The organism is Arthrobacter sp. Soil761, from assembly GCF_001428325.1.
Classification (GTDB): domain Bacteria; phylum Actinomycetota; class Actinomycetes; order Actinomycetales; family Micrococcaceae; genus Arthrobacter.
Genome location: NZ_LMSF01000003.1, coordinates 89,651 through 113,830, shown reverse-complemented (window position 1 = coordinate 113,830; position 24,180 = coordinate 89,651). Strand labels below are relative to the sequence as shown.

Below are 24,180 nucleotides of genomic sequence, written 5' to 3'. Positions count from 1 at the left end.
GGTGTCCTTTCACAGTATCGGCTGTTCCTGCGGGCTGGCTGGAAGTGGCGGCGCCCGCGGCAGCGTCATACGCGGCCGGAGGAGCCCTGGCGGGGGAGGCCGCCCGCGCACCTCGGAAACCCAAACAGGCAGGCCGAACCCCTTGTGTGGGGTCCGGCCTGCCTTGGTTTAGCGGCTCAGCTGCCGGTCATACGCCTTCTTCGGGTCGCGGGTGCAGTCGGCGAGCAGGCCCCGGTTGACCAGTTCGGCCAGCAGTTCCGCGAGCCGGTATCCGGTCACATCATCGAGGGCGAGTTTGAAGTATCTGGCGGCGAAACTGGATTTTCCTTTGAGCCATTCCAGCCAGCCGATCAGGCACAGCATCGGGGCGCGCTGGCCTTCCGGGGTGGTTTTCATCAGTTCGAACGCGACTTCCTGGGCGGTGTCCACGCGGGCCCAGTCCGGGCGGGTGAGGAACACTCCGAGCATGACGGAGGTGAACTGGTCGGGCGCGTGGGTGATGATGTCGCCCATCATGTAGTCCCGGATGGTGGGGTGCTGCAGGGCTCCTGCGAGCTGGTGCGCGGTTTCGGTGGTCAGGCTCTTGGGGTCATCGAGTACCTTGGCCCACGCGGCGCGGCTGGCTTCGAGGTCTTCGGGCCAGCCGTCGGGCTTGTGCGCGGCAATCGCCTCGCGGGCCTTCTCATCGCCGGTGAACGGTGCCGGGGCGGTGAACCCGGTGACAACACTCCCCCGGTAGATCAAGGCGGCATTGCCGTTGCTCGTGGTGATGGCATCCAGCGACTGGTCCGGGCAGCAGATGGGGTCCGCGCAGTGGTAGTTCCGCCACAGTTCGGAAGTCACCAGCCATGCCTCCTGCAGCGGCATCCCGGCAGTTTGAAGCTCGGTCCGCAGTGCCTCCAAGTACCCGGCATAGGGGCGGTCGCCGTCGTTGGTCTTTTCGTCGGTGTAGATGACCAGCAGGCTGCCGGTGGCAGCTTCGTCGGCAGTCAGGTAGCTGACGATGGTCTGGGCGTAGCCGACCGGGTCCTGCCCGAACGGGGCGTCGACGCGGAGGGTGGCGCCGAGCTTGTTGCCCTGCACCGTGAGGGCGACAAAGGATTCCGTAGGGGTCTGTCCCAGCGTGTGTGGGATGAAGGCCAGGATGTCGGCGGGGGCGGTGAACTTGATGGACTCGTTCATGGTGTTGCTCCTTTTGCAGAGGATTGTGGTGGGTGGGGCGACCAGTGGTGACCGGCCAGCTTCCCCTCTCCCCCCGTTGTTTTTTGGCTGCTGGCGGAGCTTTGCGGAGCTGTGCCCGACGGAGGCCCGTCTACCCGCAAGGGCAAAGGGCGGGAAATTCCTGGAGGAAATAAGCGACGCAGGAGCGCCGAAGGAAATTCCTGGCCTGCAGGCCCCGACGAAGGAGGGGCTAGACGGGGTGGAGCGGGCACGTACGATCCGAAGGACAGCAGCCAAAAAACGTCGTAGACACACCAGGTTCAGGGACGGCGGAGCCCTGCGGAGCCGGCACTGGACCCAACAGTCGGCCGCACCAGCGGACGCCGGACAGGGTGAAGCGCAGCGGAACCCAAGGCCTGAGGGAACGGGTTATGCCCACTGGCGGGCAGGTGGAGCCCTCCGCACAGCTCAAAGCTGTCCCCATTGGGTATAACCCGTTCTTTTCGGTGCCGGCTGTCAGCCCTTGGGACTAGACTGAATAACCTCGAACATATATTCGAATAAAGGTGTGTTGTGGGCATTATTGTCGGTCCCCGTGTGATAGATGCGGGCGTTTCTCTGTTGTCGGTGCTGGTCTCTCCGGTGCCGGTGGCGGCGGGTTTTCCGTCGCCGGCGCAGGACTACTTTGACGGCCGACTGGACCTGAACGCGCACCTGATCAAGGACGTCACCAGCACCTATGTGGTGCGGGTGTCCGGGGAGTCCATGGAGGGCGCCGGGATCAGCGACGGTGACGAGCTGATCGTGAACCGGGCACTGGAACCGTACGACGGCTGTGTGGTGGTGGCGGTGCTGGACGGGGAGCTGACGATTAAGCGGCTGCGCATCACTCCCACAGGTGTGGTGCTGCAGGCAGAGAACCCGGCGTACCCGGACATCGAAGTGCCGGCCCTGTCCGACCTGACTATTTGGGGCGTCGCGACCCGATGCCTCCATCACGTTTAGGGGCCGGCGATGTCTAAGCCGGCGTTGATGCGGCATATGCCCCAGATCGCGCACGTGGACGTGAACTGTTTCTACGCCTCCGCGGAGCGGGCGTTCGACCCTTCACTGGAAGGCAAACCCGTGATCGTGCTGTCCAACAACGACGGGTGCGCTGTTACCCGCTCCCCCGAGGCTAAGGCCTTGGGCATCGGCATGGGTGAGCCGTGGTTCAAACTCGCGCCGCGGGCGAAGGAATGGGGCCTGGTCGCACTCTCCAGCAACTACGAGCTGTACGGGGACATCAGCGCCAGGGTGATGGAACTGCTGGGCCGCTACTCGGCCTGGCTGGAGGTCTACAGCATCGACGAAGCCTTCCTCGGCGTCAAAGGCACACCCGCTGAGCTGGCCGCGATGGGCAGGTCCATGAAAGCGGCCGTCCGGCGGAACGTCGGTGTGCCGGTCTGTGTCGGGATCGCCCCGACGAAGACGCTGGCGAAGCTGGCCAACAAGTGGGCGAAGAACAACAAGGCCTTCGCCGGGGTCTGCCACTGGGACTCCGTCCCCGCTGTCGAGCGGGAGGCCCTGCTGGGCCGGCTGTCCGTGGAAGAAGTGTGGGGCATCGCCGGGAGGCTGACCAGACGGCTGAACGTGATGGGTATCTTCACCATCGCCGACCTGGTCCGGGCCGACCCGGTCGCGATCCGGGACAAGTTCTCGGTCGTGATGATGCGCACCGTCCTGGAACTGCAGGGAACGCCCTGCATCCCCATGGAAGAAGAACGGATCGGCCGGGACCAGCTGATCTTCTCCCGCTCGTTCGCCAAACCCATCACCACGGCCGCCGGGATCCGGCAGGTCATGAGCGTCTACGGGCAGCAGGCCTCGGCCCGGCTGGCCAAACACGGCCTGCAGGCCAAAGTCCTCACCGCGTTCGCCGGCACCTCGCACTTCAACCCCAACGACACCTCCTACCCGTCCGTCTGCGTGCCGTTGCCGATGCCGACCGCTGACCCGGTGATCCTGACCAAAGCCGGCCACGCCCTCCTGCCCAGGATTGTCGAGGGCGTCCGGTACGCCAGGGCCGGGATCATGGTCACCGACCTGCGCCCCACCGGAAACCAGGCGCCCCTGTCACTGTTCGAGAACCCGCACGAGGAACGGCACATCGGAAGCCTTCTGGAGGACGTCACCCGAAGGTACGGCCGCGGCTCCATCGGCTTGGGCCACGGCGGCATCCGCGGCGGCCCGGACTGGACCATGAAACGCGACATGCTATCCCCCAGATACACCACCCACTGGGACGAACTTCCCCTCGTCAAAGCCGCCTGACCAGCCCTCTGCACCGCCAGGAAGACACCAAGCACATGACCATCACCCCAGAAGCCCCCACTCTCAACACCCCAGTGGATGTCCGGTTCACCAAGGCCGGCACTCCCCTGGCCGTCCGCTACGACGACAAAATCTGGGCGGTGACCGAAGAACCTGTCCATTGGTTCACCAGGGACTCCTGGTGGGAAACCCGCCGTAGCGTGCCCGTAGGAGTCGGGAACGTCGTAGACATCGAACACTGGCGGGTTCAGGTTCGGCTCGGCGGGTCGGACTCGCAGCTGCGGACCTTTGAACTTCGCCGCGAACCCCTCTCGGATCAGTGGTTGCTTGAATCCGTCACCGAAGGCTGATGCCCAGGCTGCGAAGTGTGTAGCACCGGGCAGCTGAAGCGTAAGGAGGCTCTTAAATTCCGAAGGCCCCGATTGCTCGGGGCCTTCTAACCAGCGGCCGAAGCCAGCTGGGGGTGTGGCACCATCTTACCAACAACCGGATCCGACCTTCCTGATACTGATACTCGAGAGCCCGGGGCTGTGCGTAGTGTGAGGCTATGGGACCAACGCGTTCGGGGGCACGTCTGCCGGCAGGCCTTGAACCGCCAGTTAAGGTTGCCCTCGCGCGGGCGATCACTAGAATGCCCCGACCTGACGCAGCACACGATTCCTTGCTATTTGAACCCAAGTGGGATGGGTACAGATGCGTTGCAGTTCGGGATGACCACGGCGCCACACTGTGGTCCAGGCAAGGGAAGGAACTTTCTGGGTACTTCCCCGAACTCTGTTCAGCGATCATCTCGGCCGTTCCTCCGGGATGTGTGATCGACGGCGAAGCCGTGATCTGGAGCCAGGGACGGCTGAACTTTGACGCCCTGCAGCAGCGCTTGGGCGCCGGACCAAGAACCCTGCCAGGTCTGGTCATGGCAGCGCCAGCCAACTATGTTGCCTTCGACGTCCTGGCCGTGGCCGGGCATGACGCAAGGGTTCTGCCGTTAAGTGACCGCCGTGCGCTCCTGGAGGAACTCGCCAATAGCTGGGAACCGCCGCTGTCCCTCTCCCCCACCACCACGGACCGGAGTGTCGCCGAGCAGTGGCTCGAAGAGCTTCCGCACACCGGGATCGAGGGGCTGGTCATCAAAGGCACAAATCAGCCCTACACGCCCGGGGCCCGTTCCTGGATGAAGCTCAAGCACAGGGAAACAGTGGACATCATCTGCGGCGCCGTGATCGGGCCGATCATCCAACCCGCCGAGGTCGTCGCTGGCCTCATCCTGGACGGCAAGCTGCGGATCGTCGGCCGATCCACCCCACTGAAGACGAAGGAAAGCCGGGAACTGGCCCGGTGGCTGCAACCCCCAAAGGGTGAGCACCCGTGGCCGGCCATCGTGAAGGGCACGGCCCTGGACAGGTTCAACCGGGACAAGGAACCCGTGGCATTGACACTCGTGGAACCCTTGGTTGTCGAGGTCTCTGCCGACACCGCATGGTCCGGAAGGTCCTTCCGGCACCCCCTGCGCATACTCAGGGCTCGGCCGGAGCTATCCCCTCCCGATGTCGTCCTGCCGGCCCGGCTTCACGAGGGTTAGCGATCCGTGCGGATCACGATGAGGTTTTGACCTTCTTCCAGCAGCGCGTAGAGGTTTTCCCGTGCTTCTTCGTAAGTGTCGCCTTCGGCCTCGATGTGGTTGTAGCTGCCGTCCGGGTTGGTAATGGTGCCGGTAAGTATCACGGCATGACTCTATTTGGCTGCAGGCTCAGCGGGCTCGATGAGCTCCGGCCCGTTGTTCCGCACGCTGTTGACCCGAGGGCTGACAATTCGAGGTGTCAGGGTCGGTTCCGGCATAGAGTCCAGCAAGTGCTGGATGCCGTCCTTGTCAGTCAGATCCGGGTCCAACCATTCAGCGAACCGGTCCCGCGGGATGATGACTGGGGACCGATCATGGACGTGCCCCAACGCGTCCTGGGTTGTCGTGGTGAGCACCGTGCAGCTGAGCAGCCACCTTTCCGGATCGTCCTCGGCCAGAGCCGGATCAGCCCACCACTCATAGAGGCCGGCGAACCCCAACAGGGCCTCTTTCTCTGAGTAGAGATAGTTCGGGATCTTCTTACCGTCCTCAGTCTTCTGCCACTCGTAATAGCCCTCCGCCGGGACGATCGCACGGCGCTTCACCGCCGCCTTACGGAAGGACGGCTTCTCCAGGATTGATTCACTGCGGGCGTTAATCAGCTTGGAGCCGATCTTGATGTCCTTTGCCCAGGACGGGACCAGACCCCAACGGGCGACGAGCAGGTGCCGGTCAATCGTGCCCTCATCCAAGCGTTCGGCAACGATCGGCACGCTCTGGGTCGGCGCAACGTTCCAGCTGGGCGGCGGGGGACTTCCCTCGACCTCTTTGGCCTCAAAGTGGCCGAGAAGGTCTCCGGTGGCTTTGGACATTACATATCTGCCGCACATGAGGCCATTCTGCCCGAGAAACCTCTGGGATAAGCGGTGGCGAATGTCCGGGTAAAAACGCGCGTCGTCCGCGTATGCCTAGTGGGACGCGGAAGGCCCCCCGCATGGGCTCATCGATTTGCAGGCATAAAACCTTTCGTCTGGGTCGGGTTCCGTTCAGCAAGGCCACCGACGGCGTCGTCGATCCTCTTCAGGACCTCCGCCTCGAGCTTCACGCCGGCGGCAGCCACACTGTCGGCAATCTGCTCGGGCCGGGAGGCGCCCACGATCGCCGACGCGACGTTGGGGTTCTGCAGCACCCAGGCCACGGCGAGCTGCGGCATGGACAGGCCTGCTTCCTGCGCAACCGGCTTCAGTTCCTGCACGGCTGCCAGGACGTCGTCGCGCATCCAGCGCTGGATCATCCTGGCACCGCCCTTTTCGTCCGTGGCGCGGCTGCCTTCGGGGGCGGGCTGGCCGGGCTGATACTTCCCGCTCAGGACGCCCTGGGCCATGGGTGACCAGACAATCTGGGACACGCCTAGCTCTTCCGACGCCGGGACCACCTCGGCCTCGATCACGCGCCACAGCATGGAGTACTGCGGCTGATTGGAGATGAGCTGGAAGCCCAGTTCCCTGGACAGCCTGTGCCCCTCGCGGAGCTGGTCCGCCGTCCACTCGCTCACGCCGATATACAGCGCCTTGCCCTGCCGGACGATGTCCGCGAACGCCTGCATGGTTTCCTCCAGCGGCGTTTCGAAGTCGTAGCGGTGGGCCTGGTACAGGTCCACGTAGTCCGTCTGCAGCCGCCGCAGCGAACCGTTGATGGATTCCATGATGTGTTTCCGGGAGAGGCCCGAATCGTTCTTGCCCTTTGCGCCTGCGGGGAAGAAAACTTTGGTGAAGATTTCCAAGGATTCTCGGCGCTCATCCTTCAGGGCCTGGCCCAGGACGGTTTCCGCGGCCGTATCAGCGTAAACGTCCGCCGTGTCGAAGGTGCTGATGCCGGCGTCGAGGGCGGCCCGCACGCATTGGGCGGCGATGTCGTTCTCCACCTGGGAGCCGTGGGTCAGCCAGTTGCCGAACGTGATCTCCGAGACTTTGAACCCGCTATTGCCTAAGTATCTGTATTCCAATTTGTCCAGCTTTTCTTGTACTTGGTTGGTGGATCTTCACCTGAGAGATGGAAACCTGCGGATTGGGGCGCCCTTTAGCGAGGCCCAATCCGCAGGTTTCCAAAGGTGCCCGAGACGAGCGTGAAAGCCATGTGAGAGCAGCCGTTTTCACAACTGGCCCGGGAGCTGGAACCGCTGCGGCTCCCTAGAGGGGGTAGTGGGTTCCTGCGGGGTCGGCATCCGATCGCAGGAGCTGTCCTACTTCTTTGAACGTGGGTATTGCTGTCTGCGCGCCGGGTCTGCTTACGGCTATCGCAGCAGCCGCCACGGCCGCCTTCATGGCTTCCTCGATCGGCTCACCGAGTGCCAGCTGCGCGGCGAAGACGCCGCAGAATGTATCACCGGCACCTGTTGAGTCAACCGCTTCAATGGCATGAGCTGGCACCCGTATGTGTTCGCCGTTCGTGTCGAAAAATGCACAGCCCTCACTGCCGAGAGTGATGACCACCATCGGCACTTTGGAGAGTAGGCGCGCGACGATGACGTTAATGTCACCATGACCACCGCCCGCGTACTCAGCGGCCTCGTGTTCGTTCACGATCAGCAAATCCACCAGATCCCATACCGTTTCACCCAAGGGTAGGGCCGGAGCCGCGTTAAGGATGAGCAGGGACTGGGCTGACCGTGCTCCTGCTACGTCGAAAAGCAGTTCCGCGGGCGTCTCGAGCTGGCACAGAATGACGTTGGCCTGGGCTACAGCTTCTGCAGCTTGGGGCGTCAATCTGCGGAACTCTGTGTTCGCGCCGGGCACAACGATGATCGAGTTCTCTCCGTCTTCTGAGACGCTGACGAATGCTTGCCCCGTCGCCTCACCTTCCACTACTTCGAGAAGGGTGTCGATGCCCTCATTGCAAAAGGCCTGCATCAGTTCCTTCCCGGCAGGGTCGTCTCCGATGGCACCTATAAGGGTGGTCAACACCGCGCCGGCCCGCGCTGCCGCGACAGCTTGATTGGCTCCTTTCCCCCCGCCGGATTGAGTAGCGCTGATTGCTAGTGTGGTTTCGCCTGGGCGCGGGAGTCGAAGCACCCGGATTGATGTGTCGCGGTTGATGCTTCCAACGACAGCCACGCGAGCCGTCGAGTCCTTGCTCATGCGCTGACCGTGACGCCATTCGTGACGTTCTGTCCCCGGTATTGAGGGATCGCGATCCCCTTGAGTTTGATGGTTTCGAGGGTGAGATCCGCAGGTATCCAGTCAGTGCCGAAGATGACCGCTGCGGCTGCTCCGGCAAGCGCAGGCAGGACGGCCCCGTTCCGCGGCTGGCTCAGGGCACCAAGCATGAGGTCATTCGCATTTTGGGCGGAAGCGACATGCGCGAGCAGGAAGCCGAGGGTCTCGGGAGCGGCTATTGGGTAGCTGTAGATCCAGTCTCCGATGTCGATGCTCAGACGTCGGGCCCGTTCGATCGGTCCGCTGCAACCTTCGGCTACTTTGAGTGACGACTCGGAGATTCGGCGGCTCCAGGTCTCTTCGGGCAGCAGTTCAATCGCTGACAGAACGGCGTCGCGGGGTGAATCGCCCTCCGCCAGTCGTGAGAAAAGTCTTGCGGTTGCTTGAGCGCACCAGAGTCCGTCAGAAGCGGTGGTGAATTCCGCGTCCGCCGTCGCTGCATCGAGTGCGGCCTGTGGATCCTGGGGGAAGGTGACGACTGCTGCCAGCACCCGAACCATTGCAAGGTCATCGAAGTAGTGCGGGTTGTCGTTTCCCGCCTGGGCCGGCGTGAGGCCCTTCTTCAGGTTCAGGAGGGCATTACGGGTACCGATCCGTGTGCGGATGGGCGGTTCGACGTCAGCCAACTCGAGCCATGCGGCCAGACGACCCTCGTAATCAAGGGCGTTCTGCTGCTGTCGCAACGAGAACGTGAACCATTCGAGTGCTTCGCTTGGTGCCGGGTGCAGCAGTGCCGGCGGGTTCGCATGTGCGAAGGGTCGCGTGACGTTGGTGGTTCGGGTGTCATCAGCGAGCTTGTTGAGAATGCGCATCCGGTTCACCCGTTTCGGGGGAAGCGAGTAGATGTGGAAATCGGCATTCATTGAGGAGCTGGTATCGCCGGCGGCAAGCCCACGGACGATGGTCTCTGTAAGTGTCGTCATTTGGTGTTTCCTTCAATGAGTCGCAGCAGGTCGTCAGCTGCGTCCAGTGGGTGGATTCCAGCCAGAGATGCGATACAGGAACCCTCGACCGGGTGCAGCCCCGCAAGCCACTCCGGGGGGAACGAGTCGGCCCCGGAGATCGCTCCGGCAATGCAACCGGCGATCGCAGCGTTCGTGTCGGCGTCGCGGCCCATGTTCACGGCGAAGAGCATGCTGGAGGCGAATTCGCCGTCACCCACCAGCAGGCTCGACATGGCCAGACCAACGGCTTCCGGCGCGACATCGGACCAGAAATAGTCCGGAACGGCGAGTCTGTCGTGAAGTGCGACGGCAAGTTCGTCGTGACCCAGCCCGGAATCAACGAGATCGCGTCCGTCGCGGAGGCTGCGGGCGGTCCACGAGTCGGCGGGAATCGCGTCAAGACCAGCCTGGAAGCATTCCCGGGCGTTCGCGCCGGTCATGGCTGCAGTTACGGCGACGGCAACGACCACGCCAGCATGGACGCCTTCACCGCTGTGGCTCACTACGCCGTCTTCTGTGGCGAGGTGGGCGGCGAGCTCGCGGTCTCCGTTTGCCACGATACCCAGGGGTGCTACCCGCATCGCGAGTCCGTCACTCCAAGCGTGGTTATGGTCCCCCGTCAGGGGTGGTTCCAGGCCCCGCCGGAGGTTATCGATCGCTGCCATTTCACTGAACCCTCCACCCGCGAAGTTGTCGGTTTGGGGCAGGACGTCTTCGCGCCATGTTTGGGCGAAATCGAAGCGGGTCGCTCCCAGCCCGACCCTGTGGATGGTCTTGGCAGTGAGCAGTGCGTATTCGGTGTCATCGCTTCCGGCAGGTTTGTCTTCGACGAATCCTGTCACCCGCCCATATCGGGCTTGGATTTCCTGGGCGGAAAGCGCTTCAACGGGTCGGCCGATGGCGTCACCGAGGGCCAGTCCGGCCATCGATCCGCGTGCTCGGTCCCGGGTTGTGATGTGTTTTGTCACGGTCATGTTGGAGTCCTTGGGCTAGAGGAGGACGGATTCGCTCGGTCGGAGGCTTTGAAGGACTTCAATGCGCTGGCTAGCTTCCTTCAAGTCCTCATCGATGATTTGTTCTGCGACCTCAGTTATGAGGTCCGCGTAGTGGTCGAAGTCGGCCTTACTAGCCGCCTGGATCTCCTCATACCAATCGGTTGCAATCGCTTCCGTACCTCCCAGGCCGCCGGCGATCGAACCAACCATGCTGGCGATGGAGTCGGAGTCGCGGCCGTAGTTAACCGCCCCGAGGATGCACTTCCGGAAGTCGCCGTTGTAGGCCACGAGCAGTCCCAGGGCCACAGGCAGTTCTTCGATGGCTTTGGTGCGGGAGGGTGTCCGGGCGTCCATGTTCGGTTCACGGTATTTTTCGCCGACGGTGTCGAACGGCCGAATCGCGTCGCGCAGCGCGGTCCCAATTTCGTCGTCGGTAGCGGTCTCGGACAGCTCCCGCGCGGCGGCAACAGTGGCGGCGATAGCCTCGCGTGTGCCGTCGTGGGCCAGGGAAAGTGCCCATTCGATGACGCTTTCCACGGTCGCTCCGGGAGCTGCCGAGGTTGCTACGGCTGCAGCGAAGACTCCGGCAGCTTCCCGGCCGTAGCTGGCCTGGTGAGCGCCTGCCATGTCGATCGCTTCGTCGTAGGCCCGGGCAGGGCTGCCGATGTTGACGATGCCGACGGGCGCCATGTACATCGCGGCACCGCAGTTGATCGCGTTGCCCACACCACCTTCGCGGGGGTCAATGTGTCCGTACTGCAGGCGCAGGACGAGATACTTCTCGGCCAGGAAGATCCGCTGCAGCAGGATGGACTCGCGCTCGAACTCAGGCACCCACCAAAAGTCGGTCTGCAGCAGGGGCACGAGGTCATGTGCGATGGCGAACGCATCTAGGTGACTGCGCTTCTTGGCATAGACCTTGATCAGTGCCTGGGTCATCAGGGTGTCATCGGTGATGTGGCCGTCGCCCTTGTGGTAGGGGCTGACGGGGCGCTGTGTCTTCCAGTTTTCGTAGAAGGGGGGAACAATTCCGCCGACCCTGGAACCGTAGCGTTCCTGAATCTGCGCGGGGCTAAACCCTTCTGTGGCACCTCCGAGAGCATCGCCGATAGCCGAGCCTGCGAGAATCGCTGTCGCGCGTTCCCGAATCCAATTCATGTCAAACCTTCCAAATAAGGGTGTTGGGGTGGCCAGGGAACCGAAGTGTCCCCTGGCCTGGGGTTTTGGTCTATTTCCTGTTAGCTGTCGCCCAGCCGTCGACGAGCTTGTTCTTCAATGTGTCGGCATCAATGGAGCCGGAGAAGAACTGCTGGTACGCGGGGTTGGCGACGGTGGATTTCCATGCCGGGTAGCTGGTCGCGGCCGACGCCGGAGCGGGAACGAGGTTCTCACCGGACTTGAGGACTGCTGCCCAGCCGTTCTTGTCCGCGGTCGACTTGGCCAATGCGGCACGGGCATCTTTGGTCGGAGGAATCAGACCTTCGGCGAAGTTCAGGTTGGACAGGTTCTCTGCCGACATGTAGTAGTCGAGGAATTTCGCAGCCTGCTCAGGGCTCTTTGAATTGGCCGTGACGGAGAGTGTCGTCGGAATTGCTGCCTGCTGGGTGCCGGTCGAGCCTTTGAGTGGCGGAAGAACCTCCCACTTCAGACCTGCCGGAGCATCCTTGGCGATGTTGGCGATGTGGTAGGACTGCGTCATGACCATGGCTGCTTTGCCGCTGTAGAACGTGGGGAGAACATCGCTGCTCGCCTGCGAGACACCAACCCGGTCCATCGTGCCGTCCGTGATCATGGTTTTAACCCGCTGCGGGATCTCCTGCTCCGCTGACCCCACGCTCGCCTGGGCGTCCTTGTCCTGACCGGTGAAGTACTTGGCCCCGTTGCCGAGTCCGAGGCTGACGAAAGCGGAGGTTGGGCTCTTCAGGCCCCAGGTGAGTCCACTGACGCCATTCTTGGTGGTTGCCTTGGCGATCGAATGCAGGTCATCCCACGTCATCGAGTCTCCGGTGGGCACCGTGGCGCCGGAGGCGTCCAGCAGGTCCTTGTTGGCCAGGACGACATAGGTCTGCATTTCGGTCGGGACGCCGGCGACGATGTCATTGATTTTGACGGTGTCCAGCACACCCGGATCGATGCTACTCATAGCGTCTTTGGACAAGATCGGGGTGAGGTCGGCTATGTAGCCTTCGTTGACGTACTGGCGGATGTCCTGCGCGTCGTCCATGAGGATGTCGGGTGCCGTGCCGCCGGCCATCTGCGTGCTGATCTTTTCGTAGGCGCTGTCGATGGGCGTCATGACGAGGTTCACAGTGATGTCGGGATGGGCCTTGTTCCAGTCGTCGACGATCTTCTGGTTCGCGGTCTGGCCTTCGGGAGTGTTCGCGAACGCCTGGAAGGTCAGCGTTACTGGTCCCGAACTGGTGGGGGCGCTGTTTCCCGAGCATCCAGCCAGCACGCCGCTCGTGAGGGTGGCTGCGGCAAGGACTGCCGCGTATTTCTGAAGCTTCATTGCTTTGTCTCCATGGTTGGGGTTTTTTCTTATGGGGGGGATGAGGTGAGGCTGGGTCATCCTTTGACGGATCCCGCCAGCAGGCCGCTGCCGAGTCGACGCTGGAGGATGCCGAAGAAGATGACGCTGGGAATGCTTGCGAGCACGGCGGCTGCGGCGAGCGGTCCTACGTCCAGCCGGCCGTCCGAACCAACGAACGCGGCCAGGGCAACGGGCAGTGTGTAGGTCTTGGGGTTCTGCAGCAAGACCAGGGCGAAGAAGAACTCGTTGAACGACATGACGAAGGTGAACATGGACGTCGCAATGAGACCTGGGCGCATAACCGGGAAGATCAGGCGGTAGAGCACGGTGAATTTGTTGGCTCCATCGATGGCGCCGGCTTCTTCCATCTCAATGGGGATGGAGGCGATGAACCCCTGCAGCATCCACAGTGAGAAAGGCAGGGTGAAGACGATGTAGACGATGGTGAGCCCGACAAGGGAATCGATTAGGCCGAGGGTCTTCAGGATGAGGAAGAGCGGGATGATGATGAGGATTACGGGCATGATCTGGCTGACGAGGATCCACCCAGTGCCCACTTTGCGGGCGAAACCCCTAGCCCGCGCCAGGATGTAGGCGCCCGGTACGGAGATGATCATCACGATGATCGTTGAGGCCAGTGCAACGCCGATGCTGTTCATGGCCGCCAAAATGAGCCCGCGCCCTGTAAAGGCACCGATGTAGTTCTCGAAGGTGATTGGTGACGGGATCAGGTTCACGGCAAGTGAGTTGAGTTCCGGTGATGTCTTCAGGGAGACCGAAATGAGCCACAGCAGCGGGAACCCAAGGAAGACCAGGAAGAGGAACAGTGCGGCGTATTGGCCGCCTCTGGCCAGGGAAGTAGTGCGTCTCATTTCTTGCGGTCCCCTCGGTATTGAGCCCATAGGTACACGGCCAGGATGGCGATGATGAAGATGGTGATGATGGCGCCCATCGCCGAGGCAAGGCCGATGTTCCGTGCCTTGAATGCCTCGGTGTAGGTGAAGAGCATGGGCAGCATGGTGGAGGTGCCCGGGCCGCCCTGGGTTAGGACGTAGACGAGCCCGAAGGAATTGACGTTCCAGATGAAGCTCAATGCTGTGATGGACACAATGATCGGGCGCAGTGAGGGAAGGGTTACGTGCCAGAACCGTCGCCACACTCCGGCGCCGTCAACTTCCGCTGCTTCCAGCAACTCGGCGGGGATCTGTTGCAGGCCCGCCAGCAGGCTGATGGTGTTCTGGGGCATACCGGACCAGATGCCCACGAGAATCACCGCGGGCAGTGCCCAGGTAAAGTCGCCCAGCCAGTCAATGCTTGACGGCATCCCGATCGATCCGAGCAGCCAGTTCAATGGACCCCTCGTGGGTGAATAAATCATCTGCCAGATGATGGCGACGACTACGGGTGGCATTGCCCATGGCAGGAGAGCCAGGAGCCGCGCGGCATTGCGGAACCGCATGTTGGTGTTGAGCAATAGCGCCAGTCCGAGCCCGAGCACGAATTGCCCCGCCGTTACCGTGAGTCCCCAGACAAGGCCGACACCAAAGGAATTCCAGAAGGCTGTGTCCGAGGCCAGGGTTACGAAGTTGTCCAGGCCAATGAATTTCGGAAGCCGGTTTTGCGCGAAGCTGGCCTGGGTGAACCCCAGGTACAAGCCCCAGAGAAGAGGCCCGACACTCAGCACCAGAATTGGAATGAGTGAGGGCAGGACGAGCCCGGCAGTTTCCAACGGCGTCGCCTGGTTAGGTGAACGCCTCTTTCGTTTCACACTCAATTTGGGAGCAGCGGCGGTATCGACGCGTGGTTCTGTATCCAGCGGCATCACAATGCCCCTTCCAACGCTACTGAGGCAGTAGATGCGCGGACCATGAGAACCGGATCGACCGTGAGCAGTTCCGGGTCCCGGGAGGGGTCGTCGAATCGCTTCAGCAGCAGCTGAGCAGCCAAGCTCCCACGTTTGTCAGCCTTGAGTGACACGCTCGTCAACGGCGGATTGAACAGAGCGGCAATTTCGGTGTCGTCGATGCCGGTCACGGCGATGTCGTCAGGGACACGGTACCCGGAACTCACGCAAGCGCTAACCGCGCCAACCCCTATGAGGTCGTTTGCAGCCACGATGGCATCGATCGGTTCGCCTGCCTCCCGAACGTTTTCCAGGAGCCTTTTTGCGGCCGCCAGGCCGGCCGGGCCCGTAAAGTCGTCAGCGGATACCACCGGTCCGGGCGTATGCTGCAGGCCATGTTTGGCAGCTGCTGATTCAAAGCCGCGTTGACGGGCCGCACCTGGATTAGTGTCGAGCGGGCCGTTGATGAAGGCGATCCTCCGACGCCCCGTCTCGACGAGGTGATCCACGGCCATTTCCACCGCCATGGCGGAGTCAACGCGGACTCGGTCAATGGTGGTCTCTTGGTCAAGTGATCCAATGACAACGACGGGGACAGGGCACTCTGTAAGTGCCCGACGCAGTTCAGGCGTCACCCGAATGGGCGAGATAATGAGGCCATCGGCTACGCCCACATCCAGGCTGCGAACAAGATCAAGCGTCTGCTTCGTGGCCTTTCCTGTAGCAGAGACGCTAAGACGAATCCCCCGACCGCCGAGCTCCCGTTCAATTGCCCGGAGCATAGCGACATAATTTGGGTTGCCGATGTCGTCAACAGCAAAGACAACCTGGCGGGTACCGCCCAGCCGGAGCGCGCGTGCCGTGGCATCGGGGATGTAACCCAGTTGTTTGGCTGCCGAACGCACTTTTTTTACCGTCTCAGCACTTGCGGATTGCCCCGTAAGCGCCCTCGAAGCTGAGGCAAGTGAAACCCCTGCCAACCGGGCCACATCGTGAAGGTTTGGTTTTTCTGGCATTGCTTCTCTCCATTGAGGTGGAAACATCGTCCAGCTCCAGTTGGTCGGGAGCCGGATTTGGAAACGTTTCCAAACTGATTATTGGAAACGTTTCCAAAGGGTGGGAGTGGAAACGTTTCCAAGAGTTTGCGTTTCCACCACTCTAGGTTGTGAAGCACAGTCTTGTCTAGGCTCTGCGGAAATTTCTTCATAGGATCCGCTGGTAGCCGGCCACCCCGCGGCGGTTCCGAAGGCGGCTGGAGTCCCTCCAAATTGCCTCGAAACCTACTGGTCTCGAACCACTAGCGTTTCAAGACAGGAGGCAGGAGCATGCAGTGAGTGTCTTTCCCAAGGTAGCGCCCGTCCTACAGCATCTGAGGGAGCCGCCGGGCCCACCGAGGGTGACATCGAAAAGACGGCCATTTATCGCTGCGATTCACAGCCCTTGGAAGGCGACGGTTTGCCCGGGGCACGACCTTGGCAGCTGCAGAGCATACGTCCCGGTAAATCTCAACAAACGATCCCTTATCAAGACCGACGGGAGCCGCCGGTCAGACTTTTTCAGTTCTGTCTTTCAGGCCGTCGCAAAGGGATGGACCGCATCGACAATGTGTCTCACCCAAGGTATTCGCAACAAAAGGGGATGCTGCCTTTGATGAGCTTTTGGGGGTCAGTTTGGGGAGTATTGGATATGCCAGGGTCACCACCGCGGACCAGCGGAGCCCTGGCAGCCTGAAGGGTAGGCCGTGGATTGGGCAGGAGGGTAGGCATCCCCCTGCCCCTGGCGGTCCCCCCAGCCCCGTCGTCAGCCCAACCGACTAAGTGACACAACTGTTTTGAGCGCTTACCACTTGGCCAAGGCACGGCCTGCGCAAGCGGCACAGGCTAACATGGTTGCAGGTCCGCCAGGGGCTCGACTCCTTGTTGTATCGAAGGTTATTCGGTCATTTTCCGGCCAAGAGCCGTTCATGCCATAACCCCTGCCATACCTCCCGTTAGACGAGACGCTAGAAACCTCGCCATGAGGCGCGCTGGATATCTAGCCATTAGACCTGTCGGTATTTACGCTCAGCCATCCACCGTAAGCGCCATAGGTAACACAAGGGGCGGACCAATAAAACGCCCCATATGTCCCAAAGCAAGCCCCACGGTGAAAAGACCTATTCGCGCACCAACGCCAGAACCAATGAGATCCCATGCTCCATGAACCACCAGTACCCCCGCGTGAACAACCAGTGGAACATCTGTTGGGCACCGAGCTTGATATCGAACCGGCCGACAGGCCTCATATCACACCGCACTTAGAACGTGGCACGCCGTGGACAGACCTGCTTTGCGCACAGTTATTCCTCTTATGCGTGTCAATGCCAGCGTTGCCGGGGGAGTACACATAGCGTTGAGAGCAGGACAATATGCAACCCACAAGTAAGAGAGTCGCTGGCCTATGGCACGATCACTGCAAACCCCCGCACCCCCGCAACGCCAAGCGACACGGGCTATTGACCGCGTCGTCTCTTTGGCGAACGGCAAGGGCGGAGTCGGCAAGACGACCACCGCAGCCAACGTTGGAGGGTACGTAGCGCTGGCCGGTTCCCGTGTGCTGCTGATCGACCTTGACCCACAGGGCGATCTGGCCCGCGACCTCGGATACGAGCGGCAGACAGGCAGGGAATTCTTCCAGGCCCTCATCGCGGGTACACCGCCGATGATCCTTCGCAACGTACGGGAAAACCTTGATGTCATTCCCGGCGGCCAGGACCTAGAAGACATCCAGGGCCTCATGGTTTCCCGATCAAGCCGCTCCGACGCCGGTGACTTTGGCGACATGCTTTACGCCGTCCTGGCCCCGGTGGCAGACGAATACGACTTGATACTGATCGACACCCCGCCAGGGGAGCGGATTCTAGTTGAAGGAGCTTTCGCGATATCCAGCGCAGTCGTCATTCCTACCCGTTCAGATGATGCGAGCATCGACGGTGTTGAGCGCATCGCTCGTCGCTTTATGGCCGTGCGAGACCGGAACCCTTCCCTGCAGTTGGCGGGCGTCGTCCTGTTCGGCGTCGGGCCGCGCTCCCTGCGCTTGGAGCGCAGCGTCCGGGACACCTTGGAAGAGATGCTCGGCACCGTCGCCCCGGTTTTCGAAACTCGCATCAGGAACCTCGAAAGCGCAAGCGCTGACGCCCGCCGCAAAGGCCTACTCTTCCACGAGCTCGAAGGTGCCGTTACCGACGCCCAGAAGAACCGTCTGAAGGCGCTCCGGGCAGGGGAGAAACCTGCGGACGGATTCTTCTCGCGCAATGCTGGGGGACTGGCTGAAGAGTACGAGCAGCTGACTGGCGAAATCCTCGCCCGACTCAACGAGATCGAAAGCGGGAGCCAGGCATGAGCGGCCGACAGAACCTTGCCGGGGCATTCGCACCTGTAGCCCCTGCCCGCGGTGCAGCGCTGCAAGGGTTGCTAGCGCCCAAGCGCGGGAGGGTTGCCCCTGCACCGGAACCAGAAACCGATGAGCCCATGGAGGCACCGGCGCCGACCCGGGAGCTTGTCCATGTGCCGCCAGCAGCAACACCCGAGTCTGCTGACACGCAAGTACCTGCTGAGCGCCCACAGGCGAACAAGGACACCACTGTTCGGGCACCTGATGAGGAAGCGCCCCATGAGGTAACAGAGGAACGGGATGAACCCACCCCTACATCCGTCAAGGCCCCAAAGGCCACCACGCCGCAGCAGCCGGTTGCCAAGAAGACAAGTAAGGCGACAAAAGCCTCCGAGCTGGTTCCCGGAGCGCTGCGTAACGTCGGAGTGTACCTGCCGCCGGCGCTCTTGGCCCAGGTCAAGGACGCCGTCTATCAACATAGGACCACGTATGCAGATCTGTTGATTGATGCCTTCGAAGCGGTCGACGACAAGCAGATCTCCAGGGAGTTCATTCCCAAAACCACACTGACCAGCTCCGGGATGCCCCGCCGCGCCCCGCGGAAACGGGGAGAGGCCGGCATTCAGATCCAACTGCGCCTCGACGGGCTGCAGGTTGCCTGGTTGGACGAGAAGGTCGTCGAATTCGACGCACCGTCACGCAGCGCCCTCGTCTCAACCGTCTTTGGTCTCTACATTCAGGCGGGACAAACCGAAGCAGAGTGAAATCGCATCTTCCCGTAGTACTTATGGCCTAACTTATGGCATTAGTTATGGCTGGTCATAATAATTGTCGGAGTTGCCTCCGGGGCGGGGTTCTCACAGAGGGCAAACCTTGTGGCTCTCTCTATCCCGCTCTGTCGAACGCCATGTTGGACAGCGACCATTCGTCGGGTGGCCCTTCGAACTCGTGCCAGGGATAGTCTTCACCGGGGGAGAGGAGTTCCGCGACAGTGTTAACGTTCCTGGCGAGCCATTCCCGCCAGATGATCCGCTCCTGCCGGTAGCGCTGCAGCTGGGCAGCAACAGCCTCAAGGACCCCGAAGTGTTCAGCGAGCTGCCGCAAGGATGTCGCCGTCACAATTGACCAGGACCTATCGGTGCTCCTGACCACCAGGTTCCACGCCGCAAGAATCTCCAACGCTTCGTGCACTGCTGACCGAGAGAGCCGGGTAGCCCTGACGAGCTCGGCGATCGACAACGCAGGGGAGTGCTCCAAGGCTTCATACACGAATGCGGCAGGCAAACCCAGTTCCCTGAACGCCGGCCGAAGAGCATGAACTTTCCCTTTCTGCCAGCTGGCTTGCTCGGCAACCGCCTTCAGCTCCTCAGGCACGGTCAGCATGTACAAATCGCCCTTGGTTCCCCTAGCTTCTTCAACGAGGGTGACCATCGGCGCCTTCTCCGCGCGCAGTTCCCTTAGGTGCAAGCCAACCGTGGTGTGGTCAAGGCCAGTGGCCACCGCAATGGACCTGACCCCGAACTCAACGAACCTGGACGCTGTCATGTGCGCTGCTTCGCCCAGGGCTCGGAGGACCATCCGACGTGCCATCCCTGTCCTGGAATCCTGATAGTTGACCTCCCTGATCCGGAGTGCGTTTCGCCAAGTCCGAATGAACCGATGCTCTGCATCGGAATCAGAAATCTTAGTGATCCCCTTTGTCCCTCCCCCCTGTGTATTTGGCGGGCTTGTGGGGGATCTGCGGACATTGTTATTCGGGTGGGCGGTGTCGGGTTGTTTTCTGAGGTAACTGACGGCGCTCATCCAGTCGCGCCGCAGGGACGAAAGGCGGTGGCGGGTGGCATAGCGGGCGTAGAAGGAGGCCAGTCCTGGCCAGGTTCCTTGAAGTATTCGGCGCTCAACATCTACCAGTTCGAGGCCAGCGGCCGCTGCGCCGAGGACGACGGCCTGACGGGCCTCGGAGTCTGAGGCGTACCGGTTGGTGTCGTACAGGCCTGTCTGGGCCAGCACCTGCATTTCCCGGGACATGCGCCCTACCGGCTGCTCAACCGCGGGTGCGTCGGAGGATACTGCGGTGAAAGTCTGCTCAAGCCGCAGGGCCCTTACAGCCTTGATCTCAGCGGCAAGGTCGGTGATCATGGCTGCCCATACAGTGGGATTGTTGGGTCGGCGAGCGATGTCGTAGGCCATGGACAGACTCATCGCCAGTTCCTGGTGGCCTCCGCGCTTGTGCGGTGAACCGGGGGTTCTCATACAGCCGTGCAGCAGGTTCTGGTGCGGGGTCTTGTCCAGTGTCCGGTACCTGGTGCCCAGCGCCTCGACAAGATCACGCGCTTCACTGAAGGTGACCCGCTGTGACAGGGGGACATAGACGTGGCGCCCGCCGTTGGGGGAGTAGTCCTCAATCCACCGGGCACCGACCGAGTGCAGCCAGGATTGAACCGCTCGGACATCCGCCTCAACCCAATCGCATCCAGCTTGCGATGAGTCGAAATCGAGAAAGATGGCCGCGCAGGTACCGTCTTTACCAAAAATTCTCACGGCCGCGGGCAGCGAGGGAAGTGTTTCGGTTAGGTTCCGCTCATGTCTTTGAGGGTAGGTCTTGCCCCCATCACGCGATAACCGTACGCGCGGCTGGCCGGCCAGAAACGGTGTTAGTGCTGCCCAAACGGTGGCTGGGTCATGTCGCTGTCCTGACACGCCAGAAGGGAGGCGTGCTGGCAGCACGGAGACGTGCTGATGTACGATGTGAGTAATCCTTTCGAGGATTGAGGTACGAAAAAGGGCCGATCCTGCCAGATCGGTTTCATAGCAACACAAAGGATGGCCTTTCAGGCCCTCCACGACTTACAATCTGATCCGCCGGCAAGCAATCCAGAGGGTAAGTCTCAAGCTTCGAAGGCCCGCCTAGTGCGGGCCTTCTTTTGGTTATGAGGCCATACGGATGGGCAGCTCCTGCTGATAGTCATCCCGGTCGAGTGCGGCCAGGTCCTCTTTGAGCTTTGGCTCTACAACGGAAAGTAGGTACTCGGTAACTGTGAGGCCCTTATGGGCCGCCACCTTGGCGATACCGTCAGCAGTTGGTTCTGGTGAGCGAAAACCAATGAACTTACGCAGGCCTTTACTGGGGCGCCCGCCGCCTCGATTTACTGCTACTGCTGTCATGTGCTGAGTCCTTTGATTTTGTACCCGCCGGAGCGGTTACAGCTTCATCGTTGCATTGCTACGCCACTCCGACTGACTGATGTCGTTGCGACTGCTCCGAAACTATCACCGGGCAATTCGCACCTCGGGCATTTGTTTTCAGAAAACGGCCGCGTGTCGCGTATGTGACTTTGACCTTTGGCGTCGGTTCCTTCGATTCCTCTACGGCTCACCCCCCACCACTATCTTAGACATGTCTAACGCGATGGTTAAAGCATGCGCGACAATCGGCGACAATGGAGGTATGGAATCTGATCTACAGCCTCATGTCGACGCGGCTGCTACCTACAGGCGCGCCGTCATGTTCGACCTCGCCGAAGAATTTGAGATCGGCTTTTTCCTCTCGTACTACCGCAACTTCTCGATTCCTCACATTGCTCAAGTACTTGCCCAGACAGGGGAAGTACATGCCAGGCCTTCCAAGCGCTCAATGGACACGGCGATAGTCATGTATGAGCTGATCGAGGATGGATTTGATGGAGCGCGGGGACGGGCAATGGTGGACCTACTCAACAGAGTCCATAAGGGAATCAGAGGAACAAATGATGATTTCTTATATGTCCTGACGACCTTGCTGGTCGTTCCCATACGGTTCTGCGATACGCATGGAAGACGGCGAACGACTGCGGCTGAGCGTCAAGCAGCAACGGATTTCTACGCGGAGCTGGCCAAGCGTATGCGGATAGGTCACCCGTTTGCCTCATACGAGGTGGCCGCTCGGTTCCTGGACGACTACGAGGAGCAGCACTCTGCACCAAGTGACGCGGGCGCGGGCCTTATGGCTTCCACGATGAGCCTATTCCGAGATCGCCTCCCACGCCCACTCGCGCCGCTGGCTGCGCCGGTTCTGTCCACATTATTCGACGACTGCCGGCTGAGCCGTTCGTTGGGGCTCCCGGTTCCCAACCAGGTAATGAGGATCGGAGTCAACTTAGGTCTTCGAGCTCGAGCCGCCCAGCTTCGTCGGCGCCCACCGCGAACGCAATCTCGGTTTACTCCGGGTAAGGCAGGCAGGGGCGTATATCCGAGTGGCTACTCACTGCGTGAACTGGGACCGCGCCGCCGTGCCAACTAAAAACAAAGCCTTTCGTTGCGCTAAACAGGCTGCAAAACGTCGACTTCAGCAGCTGTCATTACCCCAAGAGCTGTCCCTGGAGACACTTCAATCGGTCGTGGAGCGGGAGGGAAACATCGGCATCACATTAAGGCCGGCTGACTCCACCAACGACCCGCTTATAACTGGAAGCGTCCTCTTCACGGACAGCCACGCAGTCATCACTTATCCCCGAGATGCAAGTCCTCATCGTAAAATCAAAATACTCTGCCACGAGTTCGCACACCTCTTGTTCGCCCATGAACAATCGGGTCCAGTAGGACGAGTACCGGACGATATGACCAAGATGCTCGAATTGCTGGACCCTGAGATGATTCGGGCGCAGCTGCTTCGACGTCGCTGCTTCGATAGCCCCGATGAGCTAGAAGCAGAAGTTCTAGCTGACCTGCTGTCAGTCCGACTTACGTGGTCCTCAGCTCTTCGCGCGGCCACTCCCGACTCGTTTGGCCGCGTCTTTGGATGAACGACTGGATTCCTGCAGCCATACTTTGGGGCCTTGCTCTAGTTCGACTTCCGACTATTCGAATTCGCGAGGCACTTCCCGCCTTCTTAGGAGCGCTCTTTGCCTCGGTCGCCTTTACTCTCTACGTACCATCGGTGTATCTCGCAGTAGATCGTGTGCTCGGTGGAGGCAATGTCGTTGCCGTCGTTCTGTCGGAATTCGTAGTTGCTGCCCTATGGCAGATTCAGCGGTCACTCCAAGTGGCTACTTCCCCTTCCAATGCAGCATGCGGCAAGGCGTGGCGAGGGTGGTGGGCGATTTGCTCGATAGCAATGCTCCTGACTTTTCCCTGGTGGGGGGCCCCGCAATCCACCAGGTGGGTTGTGAGCGTGTACGGTGCCCAGCCTGCACTTCTCGTTTTCCAGACCTTCGCCGTGGCCTTCATTATGACCGTGAGCATCAGCGCGCTTAAGATCTGCTTGCCCCGTCTGAAGCAGATGAAGGGTCTTTTTCGCTCAGGATTCAGGATGGTACTTGCAGGATTTTCACTGGCTCTTGCGCTAGCGGGTGTGCGCCTGCTTGGAAACTTTCTCCAGGCAGGTTCGGAGCCAAAGGCTGCAATTGAATGGTTCTACGAAACAGCCCAGCAAGTGATTGTCATCCTGGTTTCGTTGGGTCTCTCCTTGCCCCGCCTTGCAGCGGTGGCCCAGCGGCTAGCCCTTACCTTGAAGGCAGCAAGAATGCTCCGCCGGATCCAACCGATCTGGTGGAACCTTGCATCCTCTGAGATGGATCTAGTGATTGATTCAAAGCCGTACTCCAGAGTTGAATTCCTAACTGTCAAGAGCGTCGCGCGACTGCAACGACGCATATCAGAGATCCGGGACAGCGAGATTCGGGCTCAGACTCGAGGCTACGTAATGGATACTCAAAGTGCAGAAATAGTTAGAGAAGTTGAGACACTTTTGTATGACTACGCCGATGGCGCCAGGAATAGCCAGAAAGCAGCGATGCGTTGATATCCAGGAACAGCCCCTACGCAGAGCAACGCCGTTCCGAGCTTGCCCGTCGGCTCCGAGTACTACTTGACGTTGTTGTTGCTGAGGGCGGGCGGCCCTACGAATTCGTAGATATCCAGTCAGCTTTGGCAGCCAAGGGAGTAAAGCTTTCGCGCGCACGGTGGTACTACATGCGGGATGGGGATGGTCCGCTAGTTACCGATATCGCACTGCTTGAGGCGTTAGCTGAATTTTTTGGTGTCCCTGGCGCATATCTCACCGACCCGGGATCAGAGATGCCAGCGCGTGTAGAAGCTCAACTGGAGCTCCTCAAAATCATGCGGAAGAACCAAGTGAAATCCTTCGCTCTCCGAGCGCTCGGTGAGGTCTATGACGCGGAAAGCGTCAGGTCTCTCGCAAAGCTCATAGACAGCGCCTTAGACGACAAGAAATAGCTTCATTCCATAAGAAGGAATGGCCGCTATCCGTGA

The 24,180-nt window shown here is 60.9% G+C and carries 23 protein-coding genes; 9 read left to right on the top strand and 14 right to left on the bottom strand.

The annotated features are described in order from the left end of the window. Positions 1-168: 168 nt before the first annotated feature. Positions 169-1,182 carry a DUF4192 domain-containing protein gene (locus tag ASG79_RS04495; protein WP_056388801.1) on the bottom strand — a complete coding sequence of 338 codons (1,014 nt, stop codon included), beginning with the start codon at positions 1,180-1,182 and terminating at the stop codon, positions 169-171. A 552-nt stretch (positions 1,183-1,734) separates the two neighbouring features. On the opposite strand from ASG79_RS04495, the gene ASG79_RS04490 reads away from it, so the two are divergent. The 4 genes from ASG79_RS04490 to ASG79_RS04475 all read left to right on the top strand — a co-directional run bounded on the left by ASG79_RS04490 (position 1,735) and on the right by ASG79_RS04475 (position 5,053). Next, the gene (locus ASG79_RS04490) at positions 1,735-2,166 is read left to right on the top strand and encodes a LexA family protein (protein WP_056388799.1); all 432 of its coding nucleotides are present in this window, start codon (positions 1,735-1,737) and stop codon (positions 2,164-2,166) included. Between the two features lie 9 nt (positions 2,167-2,175). Then, the gene (locus tag ASG79_RS04485; RefSeq protein WP_200953144.1) at positions 2,176-3,474 is read left to right on the top strand and encodes a Y-family DNA polymerase; all 1,299 of its coding nucleotides are present in this window, start codon (positions 2,176-2,178) and stop codon (positions 3,472-3,474) included. 35 nt (positions 3,475-3,509) lie between these two features. After that, positions 3,510-3,824, top strand: coding sequence for a hypothetical protein (locus ASG79_RS04480; RefSeq protein ID WP_056388795.1), 315 nt, complete (start codon positions 3,510-3,512; stop codon positions 3,822-3,824). Between the two features lie 281 nt (positions 3,825-4,105). Further along, positions 4,106-5,053, top strand: a complete 948-nt coding sequence (locus tag ASG79_RS04475) for an ATP-dependent DNA ligase (protein ID WP_414730903.1) — start codon at positions 4,106-4,108, stop codon at positions 5,051-5,053. Here the strand turns inward: ASG79_RS04475 and ASG79_RS23430 are convergent. From ASG79_RS23430 to ASG79_RS04425, 11 genes are all read right to left on the bottom strand, one after another. Beyond that, complete coding sequence (locus ASG79_RS23430) at positions 5,050-5,196, bottom strand: hypothetical protein (RefSeq protein WP_156400164.1); 147 nt, start codon at positions 5,194-5,196, stop codon at positions 5,050-5,052. The genes ASG79_RS04475 and ASG79_RS23430 overlap by 4 nt on opposite strands. Positions 5,197-5,205: 9 nt before the next feature. Continuing rightward, positions 5,206-5,922 carry an SOS response-associated peptidase gene (locus tag ASG79_RS04470; RefSeq protein WP_082581671.1) on the bottom strand — a complete coding sequence of 239 codons (717 nt, stop codon included), beginning with the start codon at positions 5,920-5,922 and terminating at the stop codon, positions 5,206-5,208. A 110-nt stretch (positions 5,923-6,032) separates the two neighbouring features. Next, complete coding sequence (locus ASG79_RS04465; RefSeq protein ID WP_056388791.1) at positions 6,033-7,037, bottom strand: aldo/keto reductase family protein; 1,005 nt, start codon at positions 7,035-7,037, stop codon at positions 6,033-6,035. A 184-nt stretch (positions 7,038-7,221) separates the two neighbouring features. Further along, positions 7,222-8,169, bottom strand: a complete 948-nt coding sequence (locus tag ASG79_RS04460) for a ribokinase (RefSeq protein WP_082581670.1) — start codon at positions 8,167-8,169, stop codon at positions 7,222-7,224. Continuing rightward, the gene (locus tag ASG79_RS04455; protein WP_056388787.1) at positions 8,166-9,170 is read right to left on the bottom strand and encodes an ADP-ribosylglycohydrolase family protein; all 1,005 of its coding nucleotides are present in this window, start codon (positions 9,168-9,170) and stop codon (positions 8,166-8,168) included. Before ASG79_RS04455 ends, ASG79_RS04460 begins: the two co-directional genes overlap by 4 nt. Then, positions 9,167-10,165, bottom strand: coding sequence for an ADP-ribosylglycohydrolase family protein (locus tag ASG79_RS04450; protein WP_056388785.1), 999 nt, complete (start codon positions 10,163-10,165; stop codon positions 9,167-9,169). The genes ASG79_RS04455 and ASG79_RS04450 overlap by 4 nt, the downstream gene beginning before the upstream one ends. A gap of 15 nt (positions 10,166-10,180) precedes the next feature. Next, positions 10,181-11,344, bottom strand: a complete 1,164-nt coding sequence (locus ASG79_RS04445; RefSeq protein WP_056388784.1) for an ADP-ribosylglycohydrolase family protein — start codon at positions 11,342-11,344, stop codon at positions 10,181-10,183. Between the two features lie 70 nt (positions 11,345-11,414). Next, complete coding sequence (locus tag ASG79_RS04440) at positions 11,415-12,695, bottom strand: ABC transporter substrate-binding protein (RefSeq protein WP_056388782.1); 1,281 nt, start codon at positions 12,693-12,695, stop codon at positions 11,415-11,417. A gap of 56 nt (positions 12,696-12,751) precedes the next feature. Next, the gene (locus ASG79_RS04435; RefSeq protein WP_056388780.1) at positions 12,752-13,588 is read right to left on the bottom strand and encodes a carbohydrate ABC transporter permease; all 837 of its coding nucleotides are present in this window, start codon (positions 13,586-13,588) and stop codon (positions 12,752-12,754) included. Continuing rightward, positions 13,585-14,445: a carbohydrate ABC transporter permease gene (locus tag ASG79_RS04430; RefSeq protein ID WP_235509733.1), complete on the bottom strand. Its 861-nt coding sequence runs from the start codon at positions 14,443-14,445 to the stop codon at positions 13,585-13,587. Before ASG79_RS04430 ends, ASG79_RS04435 begins: the two co-directional genes overlap by 4 nt. 92 nt (positions 14,446-14,537) lie before the next feature. Next, positions 14,538-15,575: a LacI family DNA-binding transcriptional regulator gene (locus tag ASG79_RS04425; protein WP_056388778.1), complete on the bottom strand. Its 1,038-nt coding sequence runs from the start codon at positions 15,573-15,575 to the stop codon at positions 14,538-14,540. Positions 15,576-16,998: 1,423 nt separating this feature from the next. Here ASG79_RS04425 and ASG79_RS04420 point away from each other — a divergent pair. After that, positions 16,999-17,940: a ParA family protein gene (locus ASG79_RS04420; protein WP_056388777.1), complete on the top strand. Its 942-nt coding sequence runs from the start codon at positions 16,999-17,001 to the stop codon at positions 17,938-17,940. Beyond that, entirely contained in the window at positions 17,937-18,695 is a 759-nt protein-coding gene (locus ASG79_RS04415) for a hypothetical protein (RefSeq protein WP_056388775.1), read from the top strand. Before ASG79_RS04420 ends, ASG79_RS04415 begins: the two co-directional genes overlap by 4 nt. Before the next feature lie 121 nt (positions 18,696-18,816). Here ASG79_RS04415 and ASG79_RS04410 read toward each other — a convergent pair whose 3' ends face one another. After that, positions 18,817-20,658: a MarR family transcriptional regulator gene (locus ASG79_RS04410; protein ID WP_056388773.1), complete on the bottom strand. Its 1,842-nt coding sequence runs from the start codon at positions 20,656-20,658 to the stop codon at positions 18,817-18,819. Between the two features lie 201 nt (positions 20,659-20,859). After that, positions 20,860-21,096 carry a hypothetical protein gene (locus ASG79_RS04405; RefSeq protein WP_056388771.1) on the bottom strand — a complete coding sequence of 79 codons (237 nt, stop codon included), beginning with the start codon at positions 21,094-21,096 and terminating at the stop codon, positions 20,860-20,862. Between the two features lie 79 nt (positions 21,097-21,175). Between ASG79_RS04405 and ASG79_RS24450 the strand changes: the two genes are divergently transcribed. The 3 genes from ASG79_RS24450 to ASG79_RS22980 all read left to right on the top strand — a co-directional run bounded on the left by ASG79_RS24450 (position 21,176) and on the right by ASG79_RS22980 (position 24,144). Then, positions 21,176-22,210: an oxygenase MpaB family protein gene (locus ASG79_RS24450; RefSeq protein ID WP_082581668.1), complete on the top strand. Its 1,035-nt coding sequence runs from the start codon at positions 21,176-21,178 to the stop codon at positions 22,208-22,210. 864 nt (positions 22,211-23,074) lie between these two features. Continuing rightward, positions 23,075-23,710, top strand: coding sequence for a DUF6545 domain-containing protein (locus ASG79_RS04400; RefSeq protein ID WP_156400162.1), 636 nt, complete (start codon positions 23,075-23,077; stop codon positions 23,708-23,710). Next, entirely contained in the window at positions 23,707-24,144 is a 438-nt protein-coding gene (locus ASG79_RS22980) for a hypothetical protein (RefSeq protein ID WP_235509732.1), read from the top strand. The genes ASG79_RS04400 and ASG79_RS22980 overlap by 4 nt, the downstream gene beginning before the upstream one ends. Positions 24,145-24,180 lie beyond the last annotated feature (36 nt).

What these genes read in the sequence shown, in the direction of transcription:
- ASG79_RS04495 (WP_056388801.1), bottom strand. Translation starts at nt 1,182, where the DNA reads ATGAACGAGTCCATCAAGTTCACCGCCCCCGCCGACATCCTGGCCTTC.
- ASG79_RS04485 (WP_200953144.1), top strand. Translation starts at nt 2,176, where the DNA reads ATGTCTAAGCCGGCGTTGATGCGGCATATGCCCCAGATCGCGCACGTG.
- ASG79_RS04480 (WP_056388795.1), top strand. Translation starts at nt 3,510, where the DNA reads ATGACCATCACCCCAGAAGCCCCCACTCTCAACACCCCAGTGGATGTC.
- ASG79_RS04475 (WP_414730903.1), top strand. Translation starts at nt 4,106, where the DNA reads ATGCCCCGACCTGACGCAGCACACGATTCCTTGCTATTTGAACCCAAG.
- ASG79_RS04470 (WP_082581671.1), bottom strand. Translation starts at nt 5,922, where the DNA reads ATGTGCGGCAGATATGTAATGTCCAAAGCCACCGGAGACCTTCTCGGC.
- ASG79_RS04460 (WP_082581670.1), bottom strand. Translation starts at nt 8,169, where the DNA reads ATGAGCAAGGACTCGACGGCTCGCGTGGCTGTCGTTGGAAGCATCAAC.
- ASG79_RS04455 (WP_056388787.1), bottom strand. Translation starts at nt 9,170, where the DNA reads ATGACGACACTTACAGAGACCATCGTCCGTGGGCTTGCCGCCGGCGAT.
- ASG79_RS04450 (WP_056388785.1), bottom strand. Translation starts at nt 10,165, where the DNA reads ATGACCGTGACAAAACACATCACAACCCGGGACCGAGCACGCGGATCG.
- ASG79_RS04445 (WP_056388784.1), bottom strand. Translation starts at nt 11,344, where the DNA reads ATGAATTGGATTCGGGAACGCGCGACAGCGATTCTCGCAGGCTCGGCT.
- ASG79_RS04440 (WP_056388782.1), bottom strand. Translation starts at nt 12,695, where the DNA reads ATGAAGCTTCAGAAATACGCGGCAGTCCTTGCCGCAGCCACCCTCACG.
- ASG79_RS04435 (WP_056388780.1), bottom strand. Translation starts at nt 13,588, where the DNA reads ATGAGACGCACTACTTCCCTGGCCAGAGGCGGCCAATACGCCGCACTG.
- ASG79_RS04425 (WP_056388778.1), bottom strand. Translation starts at nt 15,575, where the DNA reads ATGCCAGAAAAACCAAACCTTCACGATGTGGCCCGGTTGGCAGGGGTT.
- ASG79_RS04420 (WP_056388777.1), top strand. Translation starts at nt 16,999, where the DNA reads ATGGCACGATCACTGCAAACCCCCGCACCCCCGCAACGCCAAGCGACA.
- ASG79_RS04415 (WP_056388775.1), top strand. Translation starts at nt 17,937, where the DNA reads ATGAGCGGCCGACAGAACCTTGCCGGGGCATTCGCACCTGTAGCCCCT.
- ASG79_RS04405 (WP_056388771.1), bottom strand. Translation starts at nt 21,096, where the DNA reads ATGACAGCAGTAGCAGTAAATCGAGGCGGCGGGCGCCCCAGTAAAGGC.
- ASG79_RS24450 (WP_082581668.1), top strand. Translation starts at nt 21,176, where the DNA reads ATGTCGTTGCGACTGCTCCGAAACTATCACCGGGCAATTCGCACCTCG.